At 62.7% G+C, this 17034-nt stretch carries 17 protein-coding genes and 1 pseudogene; 4 read left to right on the top strand and 14 right to left on the bottom strand.

The genetic code is table 11. The annotated features are described in order from the left end of the window. Positions 1-36: 36 nt before the first annotated feature. From Q0X85_RS16475 to Q0X85_RS16455, 5 genes are read right to left on the bottom strand one after another with little or no spacing between them, the layout of a single operon-like run. Positions 37-1674, bottom strand: a complete 1638-nt coding sequence (locus Q0X85_RS16475) for a hypothetical protein (RefSeq protein WP_297773748.1) — start codon at positions 1672-1674, stop codon at positions 37-39. A gap of 55 nt (positions 1675-1729) precedes the next feature. After that, positions 1730-2521: a DUF2182 domain-containing protein gene (locus Q0X85_RS16470; RefSeq protein WP_297773744.1), complete on the bottom strand. Its 792-nt coding sequence runs from the start codon at positions 2519-2521 to the stop codon at positions 1730-1732. A gap of 5 nt (positions 2522-2526) precedes the next feature. After that, positions 2527-3129 carry a DUF1326 domain-containing protein gene (locus Q0X85_RS16465; RefSeq protein ID WP_297773742.1) on the bottom strand — a complete coding sequence of 201 codons (603 nt, stop codon included), beginning with the start codon at positions 3127-3129 and terminating at the stop codon, positions 2527-2529. A 16-nt stretch (positions 3130-3145) separates the two neighbouring features. Then, a complete protein-coding gene (locus Q0X85_RS16460; protein WP_297773740.1) occupies positions 3146-3970 on the bottom strand; it encodes a GNAT family N-acetyltransferase in 825 nt (274 codons plus the stop codon). Between the two features lie 8 nt (positions 3971-3978). After that, positions 3979-4224, bottom strand: a complete 246-nt coding sequence (locus Q0X85_RS16455; protein WP_297773738.1) for a hypothetical protein — start codon at positions 4222-4224, stop codon at positions 3979-3981. A 98-nt stretch (positions 4225-4322) separates the two neighbouring features. On the opposite strand from Q0X85_RS16455, the gene Q0X85_RS16450 reads away from it, so the two are divergent. Continuing rightward, positions 4323-5399, top strand: coding sequence for a helix-turn-helix domain-containing protein (locus Q0X85_RS16450; RefSeq protein WP_297773960.1), 1077 nt, complete (start codon positions 4323-4325; stop codon positions 5397-5399). Positions 5400-5978: 579 nt separating this feature from the next. Here the strand turns inward: Q0X85_RS16450 and Q0X85_RS16445 are convergent. The 4 genes and pseudogenes from Q0X85_RS16445 to Q0X85_RS16430 form a co-directional block, all read right to left on the bottom strand. Continuing rightward, a complete protein-coding gene (locus Q0X85_RS16445) occupies positions 5979-6998 on the bottom strand; it encodes a GSU2403 family nucleotidyltransferase fold protein (protein WP_297773737.1) in 1020 nt (339 codons plus the stop codon). Positions 6999-7131: 133 nt separating this feature from the next. Further along, positions 7132-7308: pseudogene (locus Q0X85_RS16440) on the bottom strand (DUF2493 domain-containing protein); the annotation flags it as partial. An 81-nt stretch (positions 7309-7389) separates the two neighbouring features. Then, positions 7390-7536 carry a hypothetical protein gene (locus Q0X85_RS16435; RefSeq protein ID WP_297773735.1) on the bottom strand — a complete coding sequence of 49 codons (147 nt, stop codon included), beginning with the start codon at positions 7534-7536 and terminating at the stop codon, positions 7390-7392. Positions 7537-7786: 250 nt separating this feature from the next. Continuing rightward, a complete protein-coding gene (locus Q0X85_RS16430; protein WP_297773733.1) occupies positions 7787-8425 on the bottom strand; it encodes an NAD-dependent epimerase/dehydratase family protein in 639 nt (212 codons plus the stop codon). A gap of 340 nt (positions 8426-8765) precedes the next feature. Between Q0X85_RS16430 and Q0X85_RS16425 the strand changes: the two genes are divergently transcribed. Further along, positions 8766-9641 carry a LysR substrate-binding domain-containing protein gene (locus Q0X85_RS16425; protein ID WP_297773731.1) on the top strand — a complete coding sequence of 292 codons (876 nt, stop codon included), beginning with the start codon at positions 8766-8768 and terminating at the stop codon, positions 9639-9641. Between the two features lie 92 nt (positions 9642-9733). Here the strand turns inward: Q0X85_RS16425 and Q0X85_RS16420 are convergent, their stop codons facing one another. Next, positions 9734-9997: a hypothetical protein gene (locus Q0X85_RS16420; RefSeq protein ID WP_297773728.1), complete on the bottom strand. Its 264-nt coding sequence runs from the start codon at positions 9995-9997 to the stop codon at positions 9734-9736. Between the two features lie 283 nt (positions 9998-10280). On the opposite strand from Q0X85_RS16420, the gene serB reads away from it, so the two are divergent. Further along, positions 10281-11159, top strand: a complete 879-nt coding sequence (serB, locus tag Q0X85_RS16415) for a phosphoserine phosphatase SerB (RefSeq protein ID WP_297773726.1) — start codon at positions 10281-10283, stop codon at positions 11157-11159. 47 nt (positions 11160-11206) lie between these two features. Here the strand turns inward: serB and Q0X85_RS16410 are convergent, their stop codons facing one another. Together Q0X85_RS16410 and Q0X85_RS16405 are read right to left on the bottom strand one after the other, a co-directional pair. After that, complete coding sequence (locus tag Q0X85_RS16410; protein WP_297773723.1) at positions 11207-11458, bottom strand: EF-hand domain-containing protein; 252 nt, start codon at positions 11456-11458, stop codon at positions 11207-11209. Positions 11459-11751: 293 nt separating this feature from the next. Beyond that, on the bottom strand, positions 11752-12747 hold the full coding sequence (locus tag Q0X85_RS16405; protein WP_297773720.1) for an asparaginase: 996 nt from the start codon (positions 12745-12747) through the stop codon (positions 11752-11754). Positions 12748-12966: 219 nt separating this feature from the next. Between Q0X85_RS16405 and Q0X85_RS16400 the strand changes: the two genes are divergently transcribed. Continuing rightward, complete coding sequence (locus Q0X85_RS16400; RefSeq protein ID WP_297773717.1) at positions 12967-13464, top strand: invasion associated locus B family protein; 498 nt, start codon at positions 12967-12969, stop codon at positions 13462-13464. Between the two features lie 60 nt (positions 13465-13524). On the opposite strand, the gene Q0X85_RS16395 is transcribed toward Q0X85_RS16400, so the two are convergent. Both Q0X85_RS16395 and Q0X85_RS16390 read right to left on the bottom strand, forming a co-directional pair. Continuing rightward, on the bottom strand, positions 13525-15138 hold the full coding sequence (locus Q0X85_RS16395) for a DUF4139 domain-containing protein (RefSeq protein WP_297773714.1): 1614 nt from the start codon (positions 15136-15138) through the stop codon (positions 13525-13527). 725 nt (positions 15139-15863) lie between these two features. Continuing rightward, entirely contained in the window at positions 15864-16886 is a 1023-nt protein-coding gene (locus Q0X85_RS16390) for an aspartate-semialdehyde dehydrogenase (protein ID WP_297773712.1), read from the bottom strand. Between the last annotated feature and the right edge of the window lie 148 nt (positions 16887-17034).

Here is a 17034-nt window from a genome sequence, read left to right as displayed (position 1 = left end):
TGGAATGGCAACGAGCCACAAGATACCGCATGCTGTTCAAGCCCCTTTCTGCCGGCAATAACAGGAGGATTTGATCGGCACCTCGGCGCGGGCCAGCGCGTGGTCGAGCAGGCGCTTGACGTGCAGCGCCTCGACCTTTTCGCTGCGACGGGTCAGGCATTCGTGCAACCCGTGCAGGCTCCAGGCATTTGCAGGGTGCTGGCAGGCGCGGGCGAGCGTGTCGTCGAGCCCGAGATCGGCGCGATAGACCGCCTCCGCCTCGTCATAGCGCCCCGCGTCGAGCAGCAGCGCGCCGAGCGCGTGGCGCGTCGGCTGCATCCAGCCCCACGGCTCGTCATAGGGCAGGTTGTCGTCCAACTCGACCGACCGGCGCAGATGCTCGAACGCGGCTTCCTCGTTACCCTTCTTGTATTCCAACTCGCCCCGCATCATCGCCTCGGCCACTTTCAGGATATCCTGGCAGGTGTTGTTGAAGAGCATCCTGCTCTCGGGCACGGCCTTGTGGGCGGCGTCGAATTTCTTTGCCTCCGCCTCGGCCTTGTCGATCTTGCCCGTGTTGGACAGCGCCACGGTCCGCGCATAGCGCATGAGCGCGGTCGTCATGGCATAGAGCTCGGCATCCTCGGGTAGTTCGGCGGCGAGGATCTCCTCCCACATCCCAAAGCGGATCAGCACGTGCATCCTCATCGGCACAAAGGATTCAAACCAATCCGCCATCTGGCGTAGCGTGTCGTCACCCGGCAGGGTCTCTACCAGTTCGTTGGCGGCTGCCAGCGCGGGCGCGGGTTGGCCCAGGAACATCGCGCCGTAGATCTTGAAATGATAGTTGTGGCAGCGGTAGATCGTATAGAAATTGTCCGCGCCCTCACGCTCCAGCCATTTCCGGTCGGCTTCGATAGCCTTGGTATTGCGCGCGACGACGTTGTGATAGTCGCCGCAGAGCACGTCGATATGGGTGGCCATGTGGATCAGGTGCCCGGCATCGGGCAACAGCGTGTTAAGCCGGTCGCCGTGGCGCAGCGCAATCTCGGGCGTTGGCGACATTTCCATCAAGTGGATGTAGAAATGCAGGAGGCCCGGATGATCCCAGGCGCCGGGCAACTCATCCAGCGCGGTTTCCAGAACCACACGCGCCTCGAGAGTGTCGGCGCCGTCGGCCGGCTTGCCCGTCTTGAGATCCCAAAGCTGCCATGGTGTGCGGTTCATCATCGCCTCGGCGAAGAGCGCGGCGACATCCGGATCCTCGGGATGCCCCTTGTTCACATCACGCATGGCGTCGGCATAGGCGTCAAGATACGGCGCGATGTCGTCCACCGGCTCGTCGGGAAAGCGCTTCGCGACCGCGCCGATCAGCGCCTTCTCTACCGGCGGCAATCCGTCGGTCAGCCCTTGCGTCGCCTCGATCGCCTCGCGTGCGGTGGCGACGGTCTCGTCCCGCTCGTCGGGCACCATGTCCTCCCAGGGCTGGTTGTAGTTCGGGCCCGAGGCGGCGGCGATGCCCCAATGCGCCATCGCGCAGCCGGGATCGGCCTTCACCGCTTCTTTGAAGCACTGGATCGCCGCCTCGTGGTTGTAGCCGTAGACCCAATTGAGCCCCCGGTCGAACCAGAGCTGCGCATCGTCCGAGTTGGTCGTGATCTTGCGGCTGTAGGGTCCAAGGTTATAATAGGTCATCGATCTTCTCCATTTCTTCGTGCCCGATTTCTTCGTGCCAGCGTCGCGGACGGTGTCAGACAAGGTTTTGTGCAGTCATCAGAACGGCAAATCCGATCAGGATCAGCCCGATAACGTTCGAGAGGCGCTCGCCGCCGGGCAGGTTCTTCTCGGCCGCCATCACCGCGCCCAGAAGCAGCATCCAGCCGACGCTGGCTGTGCCGGTGACGAACATCAGCAGCATCAGCGCCCAGCAGCAGCCGACGCAGTAGAGTCCGTGGTCGAGCCCGATCATTATGGCCTGCCGATTGGGCCGGGGCCCGCGCCAGTGCCGCAGGATGAAGCCCGCCGGTGCGCGGCAGCGGGTCAGGCAGTGATCCTTCAGGGCCGAGAACTGGAACAGTCCGGCCAGTGCCAGGACCCCCGCGCCGATCGCCCAGCCGTTGAAGGTAAGCCAGAGGCTGCGTCCGGCGATTTCGTGCACTGCCAGGTCGAGCAGATGGGCCGTGATCCCGAACCCGAGCCAGAGGGCGAGGTATCCGGTGATCAGCAGCGCGATCAGGCGGCCCCCGTCGCGCCTCGCGGCGACCATGCGCCGGAATCCGGCCAGCAGTGGCAATGCGGTCGGCAGCATCATCGCTGCCGACATCAGAAGCCAGCCGCCCGCATAAAGGCCGAGCGGCAGGAGCCATTCGCCGCCCGGCAGACTGGCGCAGAGGCTCTGCGCCAGCCCGGCGCGGGTCCAGTCGCCGTGGTCGAGATACCGTCCGTAGGGCGAATGCTGCCACAGCCAGAGGACCACCCAGGCCAGCGTCAGCAGCAAGCCCATGAGACCAAGGAACAGGCGCGGATGTCGGATCGTCCGCATTCTCTTCACGCCTCGAAGGCGAAATGGCCCTGGATGGCGTTGTGATCCTTCAGATCGACATCCAGCCCGAGCGCCGGGTTGGTGTTGCGGTAGCGCGGTGCCTTGCCGACAAAAGCGGGCGAGCCAGGGATGGTCGAGAAGATGCTCTCGCGCAGCGTCGTCGGCTCGCCGGTCGGGCCGCGATAGGGTTCGATCTCGGCCTCCACCACATCGCCGACGCTGTAGCGGCCGTGCGCATCCTTCACCTCGAAGGTGATCGGGGCGCGCTCGAACGACATGACCTCGCCGATCAGTGACGCGATGTCGGCCAGCGGGCCATCCTTCTCGCCGCTGAACGCCGCCTTCAGCACGTCGAACTGCGCATCGTCGGCGTCCTCGGAGACGTAGAGGCAGACGCGCCAGTCGCCTGCCAGCACATTTCCGGGAATGAACGTGGACGCGGCGACGGTCGGCCCTGTCACGTCCACGCCGTCGATCTCGCCCTTGTCGAAGTGATAAGCGAGCGAGGCCTGGCAGGTGTCGCCATCGGGATCCTCACCGATCCAGCAGGGGCACAGGACATTGCAGTCGCAGACTTCCAGAAGCCTGCCTTCGAGTTTGTAGGTCATGAGGTTCTCCTTGAATTCAGTGCGTCGCCGGCTGCCATGCCTCACGCACGTGGGTTTCGACAAAGCCGCATTTGAGGATGTTGGCGTAGGACTGCTGCGGATCGCCCTCTACGGCGACGCCGGTGCAGGTGTGGATGCGCTTGCAACCCAGGCGCAGCGCCTCCGTAACCCGGTGAGCGAGATTGGCGGTCTGTGCGCCGCGGCCTCTGAATGCCGGCGCGGTGGCGCCGAAATCGGTGAAGGCCGCCTCGCCCGAGACGTGGAACGCCCCGGTGCCTGCGGGCTCGTCCCCGGCAAAGGCCAGATAGCCATGCCAGTCCTCTGCAGCCGGTAGCCGTGCGATCCAGGGGATCGCGGCCTCGCCCAGGTCGAAGGCGTCGCAGACGATCCGGGCGAAGGTCTCGCCGTCCTCGGGTCCCGCCTTGCGGATCGCGAATGCGGTCTCGATCTCGGGCACCGGCGCGTCGCGGCCGCGTTCGAATTTCTGCCAGGCGCGGGCGCGGGTCAGCCCCGCCGCCTCGCAGAGCGGCGCCATGCGGTCGTCCGCCGTCGAGGGATCGGGTTGCAGAAAGAAGCGCTCCACCCCGGCCGCGCGGTAAAGGTCCACCGCCGCTTGCACGTCGGCTGCCTGCGGCGCCTGTCGGCGGCCAAGGCCCAGCATCCGGTTGATGGTGATCGCTGGGGCAGGCAGGGTCCCGGCGACGGATGCGACACCGTCGCCGATTTCCTTCAGTTCCAGGCCGAGCCGGTCGCGGAGTGGCCCATCGGCCGCCCCGTGCAAGGCAGTGAGCCCCGCAAGTTCAATATCCTCGGCTTCGCGCAGATGTTCGTGCTTGCTCATGGCGTGCCTCACATTTCGGGGATTGCGAACCGGACCTTCACGCCGCCATGCTCCCCGAAGCCGAGAAACGTCTGTTGGATGATCTCGTCATGGACCGGCGCCTCGTCAAAGACGAAGCGGGTGTGATCCTCGGCCACGTCGAAATCGGTGATCTTCTCGTGGCTTCCGGCCTGCGCTGCACCGAGGCCGAGCCCGATGAAAAGGCCGGTCAGCGCAAGACCTCGCCTGAACATTTCCGTGAATCGGACTCTCATGGCTTTCTCCTTTCGCTTCGGGATGCCAGGCTGGCATCCGGTGGCTTTGCACCCTTTCAGGGTGTGCCCATCATGCCGGAATCGCTAGATTGGAACAGATGCAGACAAGCCGAAAACAGGTCGATCGTGCCATGCCGGAGAGGAACCAACTCATCATCGCCGTGATCGTAACACCCGAGGTCACGGCCTCGACCGTGTTCGGCATCTACGACATGTTCGCCTCCGCAGGTCGCGACTGGGCGTTCCTGACCGAGGGCGAAGCCGGAACGCCGCGCGCACGATCCATACTGGTGGCGCGGACCGCGCGCCCGATGGAAGTCGCCAACGGCGTGTGGATGCGTGCGGAGGAAACCTTCCGAACCTGTCCGCCGCCCGATATCGTCTATGTCCCGGAACTGTTCGTTCCCCCAGAGGACGCGCCAAACGACCGGTTCAAGGCCGAGCGTCGCTGGTTGCGCCAGTGCTACGCACAGGGAGCGACTCTGGCATCAGCCTGTTCCGGCACGCTGATGCTGGCCGAGGCGGGACTGCTCGATGGGCACGAGGCGACGACTCACTGGGCCTATTGCGATGCACTGGACGCACGGCACGCCGACATCGACGTGCAGCCGAACCGCTTCCTCGTCGCCTCCGGCGAAGGCCAGCGGATCATTACTGCGGGCGGCGTCACCTCCTATCTGGATCTAGGCCTGTTCCTGATTGCGCGCTTCTTTGGCTCGGATGAGGCGATGCAGGTGGCGCGAAGCTGGCTGATCGACTGGCACCGCGAGGGACAACTGCCCTACGCATCACTGGCGCGCTCCGCGCAGACTCGGGACGGGCAGATCGCCGAGGTGCAGGAATGGATCGCGGAACACTACGCACATCCTTCGCCCGTGTCGGAGATGGTGAGCCTGAGCGGACTGCCTGAACGCACCTTCAAGCGCCGGTTCAAGGCGGCGACGGGGTTGCCGCCGCTGGACTACGTGCATTCGGTACGCCTGGAAGAAGCGAAGCAGGAACTGGAGACCACCGACCGGCCGATCGAGGAGGTTGCCACCGAGGTTGGCTATGACGACGACAGCTTCTTCCGCCGCCTCTTCCGCCGCAAGGTCGGCCTAACCCCGCGCACCTACCGGCAGAAGTTCCAGTCCTTCCGCAAGGTGCTGGTGGAGGCCGAGAATGGCGGCGGATGAGCCTTGAGACAGCAACCCGCGAAGAAAACCTGCAACTCCATGACCGAAGGACACTCAACATCGGACAATCACTGAACGGACGCAACCTTCCAATCCTGAATGAACCTCCGGAAAAGCCAACGGCGACGACAGACGTCAGGCAAAATCACCTTGTGTGCCATATGTCCCAAGATAGACGCTGGCAAAGCGTCTACACGCGTCGTTTTCTCCCACCTCTCTTTGCGATGCGAAGCGGACATCGAACACACGGATCGAACGCACGAAATTGAACTCCGGCATGCTGGGCTCTTGGGTCGGCGCAACCGCAAACATCCGGGGTAGGGGGCGCCGCGTGCCATCGAAGAGGATGTCGTAGAGGGGCGCAGAAAAACCGCGCGCCCTCTGCACACCGGCAGATCTGTCGCGGTCTGGGTGCCCTGAGATGATCACCCATCGCGACGACCCCAGGCCAACCCGACGTGGATGGGCCGCTGGCCGGCGCCCTAGGGAAAAGGGGCAGTTTCTGGCGGCGATCAGATCAAGGAGGGCTTTGAAAGTGGTCCTGCAGGTTCCTGAATTACCGCGACGATCATCGCGCCATCAATCAACACCCAGGCTCTCGAGCATGGTCTTCGTCTCCGGCAAGCGCTTCAGCGAACTGCCGATGTGTTCGCGCCAGCGCGGGCCAACCTCCAGCGCGGTGGCATATGCCCTGCCCAGATCATCGGGACGGTCCTCTGCCATCGCCTCAATCAGAATGGCTGCCTGCTCGCGGTCCTTCGCGGATTTGAGGCTGCCTGCGCCGTCGCGCCGCCGATCAGCAATGATCAACTTGTGGATCGCGTAGCGCTCCGGGCGCGGCACCTGAACGAGAATACCGGACCGATAGAGGGCCGCGGCAAAGATAGGCTCGGCAATCAGGAAGTTGAGATAGTTGAGCGCCTGCGCGCCCACGCCAAGGGCGGGCAAGTCGCGGATGGTCTCATCCCCGAAGGCAGGCGTCAGGAACTCGACCAACTGGCCACTGCCGCCCTGCGCCCATCGCCAGGTCCGGCCCTTGTCGAGCCCGGGGACCGGGTCGAACTTCAGCGCCGAGAAGGTCTCGGCCAGTCCGGGATCGACCTGATCCTGCAAGGCGACGCTGAGCTTCTTGAACTGCGCGATGTCGATATCGCCGGTGTTGGCCATACCGCCGAGAGGCAGGCGGGTACCAAGCTCGCCTTCATAGAGGCGGAACGCATTCGTCCCGACGATGGTACTGCCCAGCCGGAATGTACCCGCGGCCGCCATGGCGGAGAGGATGGAACCGGTCGCCCGGTCGGTGGGCGTCATGCCTTCGGCGCGCAAGAGCCGAACCAGTCGCGACCTCTCGGCCTGACGTTCCTTTGCGGTCGCGCGCAGCACCTCGATACGCTCGATGCGCGCACGCGTCCCGTCGCTGTCTTCGCCGATATAGATAAAGCGCATCTCTGTTCCGACACGACGGGCCGCGTACCAGTAGGCTTTGTCACCGCGTTCTTTCAGTGTCGGTTTGCCCTCCACACCGGACAAGGCGTCAACCTTCAGGAGCCGCACCAGATCGGTGTAGGCGCTCATCCCGATGCTGCTGAGTGGGGTCATGCCTATCATTTCCATGTTTTGCTTGGCACGCATATACCTATCAAAATATAAAATTGCTAGGCACAAGGTTTTTGGGGCACCATCACGCCGATGAGAAAGGGAAAAAGGGCCGCGCAAAGGCGACCCTCGCAGGTCATGTCTCCGCGGTCTTCTTCGCCGGGTCCGCAACCTGCATGACCGTCAACCCTTTCGCTTCCGCCTTGTGCCCGAGGTTCAGCGCAACCCCGTTGCCGCCGAAGAGCACGACGCCTGTCGCGGCGAACTTGTCATCCAGCATCTCGTCGTTGCACTTGAACGGAGCCGCTCGCCCAACCAACGCTGGCCAGCGAATTTTGCGCCAACGCTGCTGAACTTTGAGGATGGCGGCTTGGGGCCTTTCCCGGGGCACCTGTCAGTTCTGCTTGAAGACGGCGGGGCGACGATCATGTTCGCCGGTGATACATCTTACACCGAGAGCCACGTGGTCCAGATGATTGCCGACGGTGTTGGCACCGACATTGAAGCTGAAATCGAGACACACCGACAAATCCTTGCTCATGCCGCCAAGAATCCGACGGTCTATCTCCCGAGCCATGACCCAAGCGCAGCAAGCAGACAGGCTGGCCGCATCCCCCTTGGATCACGGCAATGAGCTGCCATCGGCATTGATGTTCAGAACAACAGGAATTCGGATTGTCCGTCGTCACGTAAATTGCGTCAAGGACCGCTTTGCCAGGCACGACAGTCCGCCCAAAATGTCGTGCCTGGCAAGTATACTCTCTCACAAAACGACGCCAACGTCCTGTCGATCAGGTCAGAACATCAGATGCTACGAAATCGATAAATCGGGGTTTCCAAAGGCCTGTCGCAGCTAATTTCCCCGAGCTCATTTGCTGATCGAGCATTGGCCCTTCGGCCCAAGCCCCGTGCGCCGCGAGAATGTCTTGTGGAGCGGTTACGATTACTTCGCCGTTCCCCAAAACCTTCGCAATCTCTGCCGCGATATCCCCGGTTCGCCGGCCCATCTCGGCGCTGACATTGTAATGTCCTACCATTTCCGGGTTATCGACCAGAATGCGATACGCAACGGCCAGATCGTCGCGATGGATGAGCGGCCAGCGGGTGTCGGCGCTTCCCCAGATTTCAACGGGCTGTCCTTGTCTGGCTTGCTCCAGGTAGCGCGCGAAAGCGCCGCCCCCTTTGTGATAAACCATAGCGGGGTGAAGCACGCTCGCTCGGAAGAAGGACGATCGTTCGAGACGGGATGCATTTTCCACCATCCATGCGAAGGGTTCGATCGGATTGAATGGCGTCATTTCATCGGCGACGAGCTCTCCGGTTGCACCATAGAGCCAGCACCCACCGGTATAGAGTATGCGCACGGTCGTCTGCGCCTGTCTGGCGGATCGTTCCAAAGCATCCAGAACAGCGCAATCCACGCACCCCATGGGCGATGTGGAGCCCCACCTGTAGCTCAAGTGTGTGCAACGCCCTGATAATGGTCGTACCATGTGACCAAGGGCAACTTTTCGATGCGATCAGCCAGAATCGTGGGGCGGTGCCTGTTGACGCATTGGGGGGCAGCGTGACTGGTCCTGAGAACGCACTTGGCGCACGAGTAAATGCACCGTTATTAATAAATTTTTCGATGTCCGTCCAACTTCCTTCGATGAGCATGCCCATGGTGTGTCTCCTGATTTCAATCTAAGAATAGCAGGTGTTGTAGCGCCGGGATGTTGCAAACTGTGCTCTATTTGGTCTATTAAATAGACCATGCGAGATTTACCAATGAACGCCCTCCGCGCCTTTGCGCTGATTTATTCCGAGGGCGGCATTCGTCCGGCGGCGCGTTTGCTCGGGGTGAGCCATTCCTCCGTCAGCCGCCACCTGCGGGAGCTTGAGGCTTGGATCGGAACGGATCTGACAGACCGCGAGACGGGGCACCGCACCCTGACATTCACCGCGCAAGGCGTCCGGCTGGCGGACACGGCGCGCAAGACACTTTCCGAATTGCACCAGGTGACAGAAAACCTTCGAGAAAGGCGGGCGAACAATTCGGTTCTTGTGGACACAACGCCCTCTTTTGCGGCCAGGTGGCTGTTGCCACGGCTGCCCGACTTTGAGGACACAGCCCCTTGGGTGAAAGTGTCTGTTCTCGTCGACCAACGGCAGCGCCACCCGGATATGATGGGATGTGATCTGTCCATACGAATGGGCGCAGGCCCTTGGGAAGACAGGCTCGCCGCTCCGCTGATGTCCGACCATTTGGTGCCGGTCGCGAGTCCGCGGTATTGGAGCCTCCATCCAAAGCCTGAAACCTCCGATAACCTGCGCGTCCACAGACTGCTGCACGACCGCGATCCCAATACGTCCTGGCAGCGATGGCGCGATATGTATGGTCCAGCTGATCTGGATGTGCGCAAAGGCCAGCGCTTCGGGTCCTCCGATCTTGTTATCCGCGCCGCAGAACAAGGCCTGGGCATAGCGCTTGCGCATCATCGATTGATTGAGGACAGTCTGAAAAGCGGCGTTCTTGAACGCGTATTCGAGGCTCTGTCTATTGACCTGTCAGATGCTTACTGGATCATTCCGGCCCAAGCGAAGCCGTCCAAAGCAGCAACCGCTTTTCTGGATTGGCTCAGGTCGAGCGCCGCACGCTCATAGCGGTTTTCTTTGTGGCAAAGGTGCGTTCAGGTGCCGGGGCGTTGATCGCGATCACACGTCGCCATTTCTTCTGATCGAAACCAATACCGCAATCAATACAACAGTCCCGCCGACAAAAGTCGCAGCATTGGGACGCTCGGCAAAACGATGAAGGCCAGGATCGGCGCCAGCGGTATTTCCAGGGCGCTGATGAGCGCTGTTTGACCCGAGGGATCACGTTTTGCACCCTCTGCAAGCGTGACTGACGCGATCGCAAACAAGAGCCCGAAGGCCGCCAACACAGCAACGTCAGTCGGCTCGGTCAGAAAAGGCGCGCCCAGAAGGAAGGACGGTGGCAACAGGAACAATGACTGCATGACTGCTGGACCGGACCCCGGGGGGGGCGGGGTGTTTTCGGTAGATCACCATAATTGTGGCCATGGCCGCCATCATAACAAGCGCGAGCGTGTCGCCCTGCAGGCTAATCCGGCCGATTGAGCCAAACACAATGATCAGACCGGGTCAGTTTTGAATGCACATTGACACATTTACTGCAAAGGGCTGGCGACAGGTCGGGTCTTTCGCAAAGCCGCCAAGGGCGCTATGACCTCGGCAAGAGGACACCACGGCCTTGCGCGCCCTTGATCGGATGGTTTCACTATGTTCACGGCCACATTAATCGCAGCACCCGCTGCGCTTGAGCCCGCCCTTGTCGAGGCGCTGCGCAACGCTTGGGGAGGGGCTGCGGTGCAATGGCTTGCGCCGGACGAGGCCGCAGAGTTTGCCATTGCCGAGACACCCGGCAATCTGTGGGATGTCTGGGAGGATCTACAGGGGCAGGGGGCCGATCTGGTGGTGCAACCCTCTGACGGACGGTGCAAGAGGATGCTACTGGCCGATATGGACAGCACGATCATCGAGCAGGAATGTATCGACGAGTTGGCCGAAGTGGCGGGCGTCGGCCCGCATGTGCGCGAGATCACGGCGCGCGCGATGAACGGGGAGCTGGACTTCGAGGGCGCGCTGATCGAGCGCGTGGCGCTTCTCGAAGGCTTGCCCGAGCGCTTTATTTCCGAGGTGCTCGAAAGCCGCATCACCTACATGCCGGGCGGCTCCGAGTTGGTCGCGACGATGCGCGCCAACGGCGCCTACTGCGCGCTTGTGTCAGGCGGGTTCACGGCGTTCACACAGGTGGTCGCGGCACGTCTTGGATTTGACGAGAACCGCGCCAACACACTTCTGGCCCGCGATGGCAGGCTGCTTGGCGATGTCGCACGGCCCATCCTCGGGCGTGCGGCCAAGGTGCAGGCATTGGACGACATCACCGCGCGTCTGGGGATCTCGGATCAGGATGTGGTTGCCGTGGGCGACGGCGCGAACGATCTGGGCATGCTGGGGCGCGCGGGCGCGGGTGTCGCGCTGCATGCCAAGCCGAGCGTCGCGGCCGAGTGCGATATCCGCATCAATCACGGCGATCTGACCGCGCTGCTTTACATTCAGGGATATTCCCGCACCGAATTCGTCTCACCAGCGCGCTAGCGTTCGGGGCGGGCAGATACCCGCCCCGAAAAACTCGATATATCGGATCAGCCCTCGTTGGAGGAGAACGTGCCGGCGTCCTTCGCGGCTGCGAGTTCGTCCTCGCTCAGCGCGCCATCGGCATCCGCATCGGCGGCCATGAACGCGTCTGCCGGGGCATCCGGCATGGCCTCCTGAAATTCGGACATGGTGACGTAGCCATCGCCATTCGTGTCCATCGAAGAAAAATCGCTTGCGAAGGCAGCCGCAGGCAGGATCATAGCGAAGGCGAGGCTTGCTGAGGTGAGTTCCTTGGTCATAATCGTTCCTTTCATGTCGTGTGCGGGGCGCGGTAATGCGCCGCCGTATTCGCAACATGAGACCTTGGGCCGAGACTGTCTCGGGGTGTCTGAAAATCGTATGAAAACTTGCGAAAACCGGCCAGAATCAGGGGGTTGTGTCGGCAGCTCGCCGCTGGTGAACGGCTGTGCGCGAGAGCCTGCGCATGGCCGTCCCGGGTTTGGGCGGGAGACCGCCCGAAAAGCGGCCAGCCGCGCGTAAGTGGATTGTCGCGCATGGCCCCGGTGCAGGGCGATTCAGCGCGAGTGCCGACTCAGTCGAGGGCCGACGCGGGCTTTATCATGCCGGTTTCCATGCCGCGCCAGTTGACGATCGGGGCGTTACGATACTTGAGGGCACTGGGATGTGCCGGGTCCAGCACCCCAAGCCGCACGAGGATGGAGGCGACGGCACATTCCGCGCCGCGCGTGCCGCCATCGGCGATCTTGAGTGCGACACCCAGTTTGCGCCGCGGCAGAATGGCGACAAAGAACGCCTCTGCCCCGGTCTTGAGCGCGACCGGCTCTGAGCAGGCGCGCATCAGCTCGGTGCAGGCGCGTCCCTCGCCCGCCACCAGATCGGGATGGGCCACCATCGCCTGCCATAGCCGGACCGCCGCATTCTCGACCATGCCGCCGGTCTCTGAGGCGCTCGCAAACCACGCCATCGCACGCGCCATGCCATGCAGCGACGCGGCGTGATTTGGGGCAGAGCAGCCGTCAATGCCGTAATAGGGCGAGGACTCGTCCGTCAATTCCTCGAACGCTTCGAGCACGGCTTTTTGCACGGGGTGGTCGATCTCGACATAGTCGGGTCCGCCGCGCAGGTGCCGGTTTAGCGTGAGAAAGCCCGCATGCTTGCCCGAACAGTTGTTATGCACCTGGCACGGCGCGGTATCAGAGCACAGCAGGCGTTTGTGCGCAGCTTTGTCCCACGGCATATGGGCCCCGCAGCGAAACGCGTCATCGCCCAGCTCAAGGTCACCGAGCCACCGGCGGACCCTTGAGGTATGACTCTCGCCGCCGTCGTGAGACGCACAGCTGAGCGCCAGTTGCTCGGGGCCAAGCCCATGGGCCTGCGCCGCCCCGCTGGTGATGAGCGGCAGCGCCTGAAGCATCTTGGCCGAAGAGCGCGGCAGAACCACTTCGGACGGGTTCCCCCATGCCTCGACGATCGCGCCTTTTTCATCGCAGATCACGGCATGGCCCAGATGTACGCTTTCAGGCCGCGAGCCGCGCCAGATCTCGGTCATGGGGACGGGGTTGGTCATCGGTTCCTTCCGGCGAACAGGGGCCATAGGCGAGATGTGCGAAATTCCGCCAATTGCGTCTTTCACTTCTCGCCTGTTTCAGACTATTATTGCAATGTCGAGACGGGACAGGTCGCATATAAAAATCCTGTAGTAAAGGGAGAGGCGACCGTTGGAATTGAGGCTCAGGACAGCTTGGAGGCTGGACATATGGTATCAAGATTTGCAGGCGGCGTGGCCATGGCACTGGCCCTTATGATCACATCCGGCGCGCAGGCGCAGGAAACGAGCACCAATCAGGTGGCGACCAACACGGCATGGAGCGTGTTCGAGGATAACGATCCGAGGGAGTGCTGGGCGGTATCGGCCCCGACCGAAACGGTCAATACCAAGGATGGCCGCGTGGTCGCGGTGCGGCGCGGCGATATCCTGTTGATGACGTTTTTCCGCCCCGGTGCCGGGGTTCAGGGCCAGATCACCTTTACCGGTGGATACCCGTTTGCCGGAGGCTCGACCGTGAACCTCAACATCGACGGCACGGAATTCGAGATGTTCACCGAAGGCGAGTGGGCATGGCCTGCCAATACGGATGACGATGCCAAGGTCCTGGCCGCGATGAAGCGTGGCGCGGAGGCGGTGCTGACCGCGCGCTCGTCACGCGGGACGCAGACCAAGGATACATTCTCGCTTCTTGGATATACGGCGGCGGTCGAAGAGGCCGAAAAGCGCTGTCAATAAGGCGCGCGGACAGGTGATGCGCGGGCGGCGGGCCAGACTGGCACCGCCGCTTTTTCATGCTCAGCGCAGCACCTTGTCTTCGGGCCATTGCATCTCGGTTTCGAGCACGACGGATTGGGTCGCGTCCGCTGGCAGATCGAACTCCCACGCCAGAATGCCGCGCGCACCATCGACATCGCGCGTTGCGGGCATGGGCCGTGCTTGCCACGTGATCTCCAGATCCTCCTGCTCGGAGACCGGGACACGGTCGATCAGGCGAACCGACCATTCCTCGCGGGTCAGGTTTTCGACGTCGATCACGACTGTTTCGGTCGTCTCGCTGGATTTGCTGATGATCCCCCGGTCGCCTTCGTTCCGGTCGCGCAGGGTGCGACTGAGGCGCAGCCCCTCTACAGGGCCGAACGACAGATCGGCGTCGTCTCCTGCGGCGATGAGATCAAGGTTGCGCTGCCCGACATAGCGGCCATCCAGATAAAAGCGCGCCTCTGGGGTTGGCAGCAGCAACTCCTCGGTGTCATTGGTGAACTCAGCCACGACAAAGGCGGTCTCGTCGACCATCGGCACGGCTTTGGCGATAACTTCTGCCGTGGTCTCGCTCTGCCCGAGCATCAGCCGCACCCGGTCTGCGCCGGTCGTGACATCGACCGGCGACGGGTAGGTGTATGTGACCGACAGGCCATCGAAATTTGCTGTCGCCACGTCTGCTTCCGCCGGCGCTGTCGCGCCGAGCGACATGAGCGCGTCGTTTTCTTTTTGCCGAACCATAGGGCGGATCTCCTCGGGAGCGCCGATACGTGGCACCCATGGCCATATCTGTCCCGGCGCAGTTTGCTCCGAGGGGCGAGCCGTCGAGAGGCTGAGCGCCACATCCTGCCAGTTCTCGCCTGTCGATTGATGCAGGAATGCGCCGCGTTCAATTCGCAAATCACCACTGTCGCACGCGAGGTGAAAATCGTAGAGCGGTTGCCAGCCAGCCTTGGGCGTCGTGTAGGACACGGTAAGGGTGCCCTCTGTCTCGTCCGCAGCGGTGATCGAAACGGCGAGCATGGCGCGTGCCTTGTCTTCGGGGACCAACGCGGCCAGCGCCTGACGTGCCTTTTTCAGAGCGGTTTCCTGATCTTCGAGGGCGCGCATCGCGGCCTCTGCCCGTCGTGTCGCCGCGGCCGCAGCCTGACGGGCGGCAAGGGTCTCGGTCCCGATCATCTCGGTCAGCGCCCTCAGGCGGTCCACGTCGAGATCGGCGACCCCGTCGCCCTGTCCGATACGGTCGAGAAAGGCAATGCGCGCGCGGGCGGCATCAGCTTCAAGGCGGATATCCTCAACCCGGTCGCGTGCGGTGCGCAGCGCGTCCTCCAGCCGCTCCACCTCGGCGCGCGCGGCGAGACGCGCCGGGCTTTCGGCCACATCGCGCGGCGGGACGTAATCGTGGCGCGTGGTCACGCCACCTATCTTCGCGCCCTCCAGCGAGACGCGCACAGAGGCGAGCGGCGTGCCGCGCGGCAGGTCGGCCACGATGAGATCATGATTGCCGGCCGGTGCGACAAAGGGCACTTGCCGCGTGATGGTGGCACCTTGCGGATAGAGGGTCACGTCGCTGACATGACTGGTCAACGTGATATCACCGGCCCACGCCGGGGCCGCGAGAAGAATGAGCGGAAGAGAAAGGGCTCGCATTGGGGACACTCCTGAGCAACTTGCATGATATTTCAGTGCTGGGGACGACAAGCGCAAGCGCAGGCACATGGCTTGGGCGGATTCATGCCTTGTTTGTCGTGACCGCGGGTCGTGCGTGACTGGAGAAAAGGCCGTGATCGGACGCCCGTCAAAAAATCTGCTGTCGCCGCCCGGTCCTTAAAACGCAAAAGGGCGCGCCGGAAGCCAGCCCCTTGCAGTAAATGATGCACGTGAGAACACGCAGTGGGCTCGGAGCGCGATGACCGCTTCGAGCCCAGACTGTCGATTGCGCTAGAAACGAACTGGCCTGGAACGGACATTCGATTGAAGCACCTGCGCGGAACAAGGCCGAAGGCCGCCGCGCATCGCCGTGCCGCCCCCCGGCGCGGCGATTTGGCTGAAACCTGCGCTGCGCTCTGATGTTTTCCGGGTTTGGCTGGTATTAAGCACTGCCAAACTAACGTTGGGTTGCCACACCGCGGCACGACGATGCGCGGCTCAAGGCAACGTCCGCTCAAGGCCAATGGCCGACCTTGATCCCGACTTTCACCAAGAGCAACTTCGTCCCGCACAGCCGACATTCATCGCATCCACCTCCCGAAGAAATCTTCGGAAGCTGGATCCTTGTCATCGTGTTGCGCTGAACGGCTCTCAGCTCCGCGCTGCATCATTTGTTGAAAAGGACGCGCCGGAAAACGCGCCCTTTCCCTGCGACTGATCCATGGTCAGCCTTTTTTCAGCACCCGCTGGCCCAGCGTCTCGGCGATCTGCACGGCGTTGAGGGCCGCGCCCTTGCGCAGGTTGTCGCTGACGCACCACAGGTTGATGCCGTTGTCGATGGTCGGGTCCTGCCGGATGCGGCTGATGAAGGTGGCGAAATCGCCAACGCATTCGACGGGGGTGACGTAGCCGCCATCCTCGCGCTTGTCGATCACCATGATGCCGGGGGCCTCGCGCAGGATATCGCGCGCCTCGGCCTCGTCGAGATGGTCCTCGAACTCGATATTGATCGCCTCGGCGTGGCCGACAAAGACCGGCACGCGCACGCAGGTCGCGGTGACCTTGATCTTCGGATCGACGATCTTCTTGGTCTCGGCCACCATCTTCCATTCCTCCTTGGTCTGACCGTCTTCGAGGAAGACGTCGATATGGGGAATGACGTTAAAGGCGATCTGCTTGGGGTAGACCTTGGCCTGATAATTGTCGGTTGGGTTGTAGACCGATTTGGTCTGGTCCCACAGCTCGTCGATGCCGTCCTTGCCCGAGCCCGAGACCGACTGATAGGTCGAGACCACCACACGCTTGATCCGGGCGCGGTCATGCAGCGGCTTCAGCGCCACGACCATCTGTGCGGTGGAGCAGTTGGGGTTGGCGATGATGTTCTTCTTGGCATAGCCCTCGACCGCCTGCGGGTTCACCTCCGGCACCACAAGCGGCACGTCGGGGTCGTAGCGATAGAGCGACGAGTTGTCGATCACCACGCAGCCCGCCCTGGCCGCCTTGGGCGCATAGGTCTTGGTCGCGTCCGAGCCGATGGCGAAGAGCGCGATATCCCAGCCGGTGAAATCGAACGTGTCGAGATCGAGGGTCTTGAGTGTGCGGTCGCCAAAGCTGACTTCGGTGCCGAGCGAGCGGCGCGACGCAAGTGCGGCGATCTCGTCCACCGGAAACTCGCGTTCGGCGAGGATGTTGAGCATTTCGCGGCCCACGTTGCCCGTGGCGCCGACGACGGCGATTCTGTAACCCATGTGTTTCATGCCTCCTGAGCGGGGGTTGCGGGGCGCGTCATACAGGCAATGACGGGGGGATAAAAGCGGTTTGCTCCGGCCATGCTGTCGCGCCTCACGGGACCGGGCAGCGGCCCGGTACCCCCACGCCACCCCCACGCCACCGCAA

This window comes from uncultured Roseovarius sp. (genome assembly GCF_947259555.1).
Taxonomy (GTDB): domain Bacteria; phylum Pseudomonadota; class Alphaproteobacteria; order Rhodobacterales; family Rhodobacteraceae; genus Roseovarius.
The sequence above is the reverse complement of the archived record's forward strand: the minus strand, read 5'-3'. Positions and strand labels throughout refer to the sequence as shown.

Bases quoted from the DNA above. Each gene is read 5' to 3' on its own strand.
- Q0X85_RS16390 (WP_297773712.1), bottom strand. From the start codon at position 16,886: ATGGGTTACAGAATCGCCGTCGTCGGCGCCACGGGCAACGTGGGCCGC.
- Q0X85_RS16425 (WP_297773731.1), top strand. From the start codon at position 8,766: ATGAACGCCCTCCGCGCCTTTGCGCTGATTTATTCCGAGGGCGGCATT.
- Q0X85_RS16460 (WP_297773740.1), bottom strand. From the start codon at position 3,970: ATGAGCAAGCACGAACATCTGCGCGAAGCCGAGGATATTGAACTTGCG.
- Q0X85_RS16420 (WP_297773728.1), bottom strand. From the start codon at position 9,997: ATGCAGTCATTGTTCCTGTTGCCACCGTCCTTCCTTCTGGGCGCGCCT.
- Q0X85_RS16435 (WP_297773735.1), bottom strand. From the start codon at position 7,536: ATGAGCAAGGATTTGTCGGTGTGTCTCGATTTCAGCTTCAATGTCGGT.
- Q0X85_RS16405 (WP_297773720.1), bottom strand. From the start codon at position 12,747: ATGACCAACCCCGTCCCCATGACCGAGATCTGGCGCGGCTCGCGGCCT.
- Q0X85_RS16395 (WP_297773714.1), bottom strand. From the start codon at position 15,138: ATGCGAGCCCTTTCTCTTCCGCTCATTCTTCTCGCGGCCCCGGCGTGG.
- serB (WP_297773726.1), top strand. From the start codon at position 10,281: ATGTTCACGGCCACATTAATCGCAGCACCCGCTGCGCTTGAGCCCGCC.
- Q0X85_RS16400 (WP_297773717.1), top strand. From the start codon at position 12,967: ATGGCACTGGCCCTTATGATCACATCCGGCGCGCAGGCGCAGGAAACG.
- Q0X85_RS16450 (WP_297773960.1), top strand. From the start codon at position 4,323: ATGCAGACAAGCCGAAAACAGGTCGATCGTGCCATGCCGGAGAGGAAC.
- Q0X85_RS16430 (WP_297773733.1), bottom strand. From the start codon at position 8,425: ATGGGGTGCGTGGATTGCGCTGTTCTGGATGCTTTGGAACGATCCGCC.
- Q0X85_RS16470 (WP_297773744.1), bottom strand. From the start codon at position 2,521: ATGCGGACGATCCGACATCCGCGCCTGTTCCTTGGTCTCATGGGCTTG.
- Q0X85_RS16410 (WP_297773723.1), bottom strand. From the start codon at position 11,458: ATGACCAAGGAACTCACCTCAGCAAGCCTCGCCTTCGCTATGATCCTG.
- Q0X85_RS16475 (WP_297773748.1), bottom strand. From the start codon at position 1,674: ATGACCTATTATAACCTTGGACCCTACAGCCGCAAGATCACGACCAAC.
- Q0X85_RS16455 (WP_297773738.1), bottom strand. From the start codon at position 4,224: ATGAGAGTCCGATTCACGGAAATGTTCAGGCGAGGTCTTGCGCTGACC.
- Q0X85_RS16445 (WP_297773737.1), bottom strand. From the start codon at position 6,998: ATGACCCCACTCAGCAGCATCGGGATGAGCGCCTACACCGATCTGGTG.
- Q0X85_RS16465 (WP_297773742.1), bottom strand. From the start codon at position 3,129: ATGACCTACAAACTCGAAGGCAGGCTTCTGGAAGTCTGCGACTGCAAT.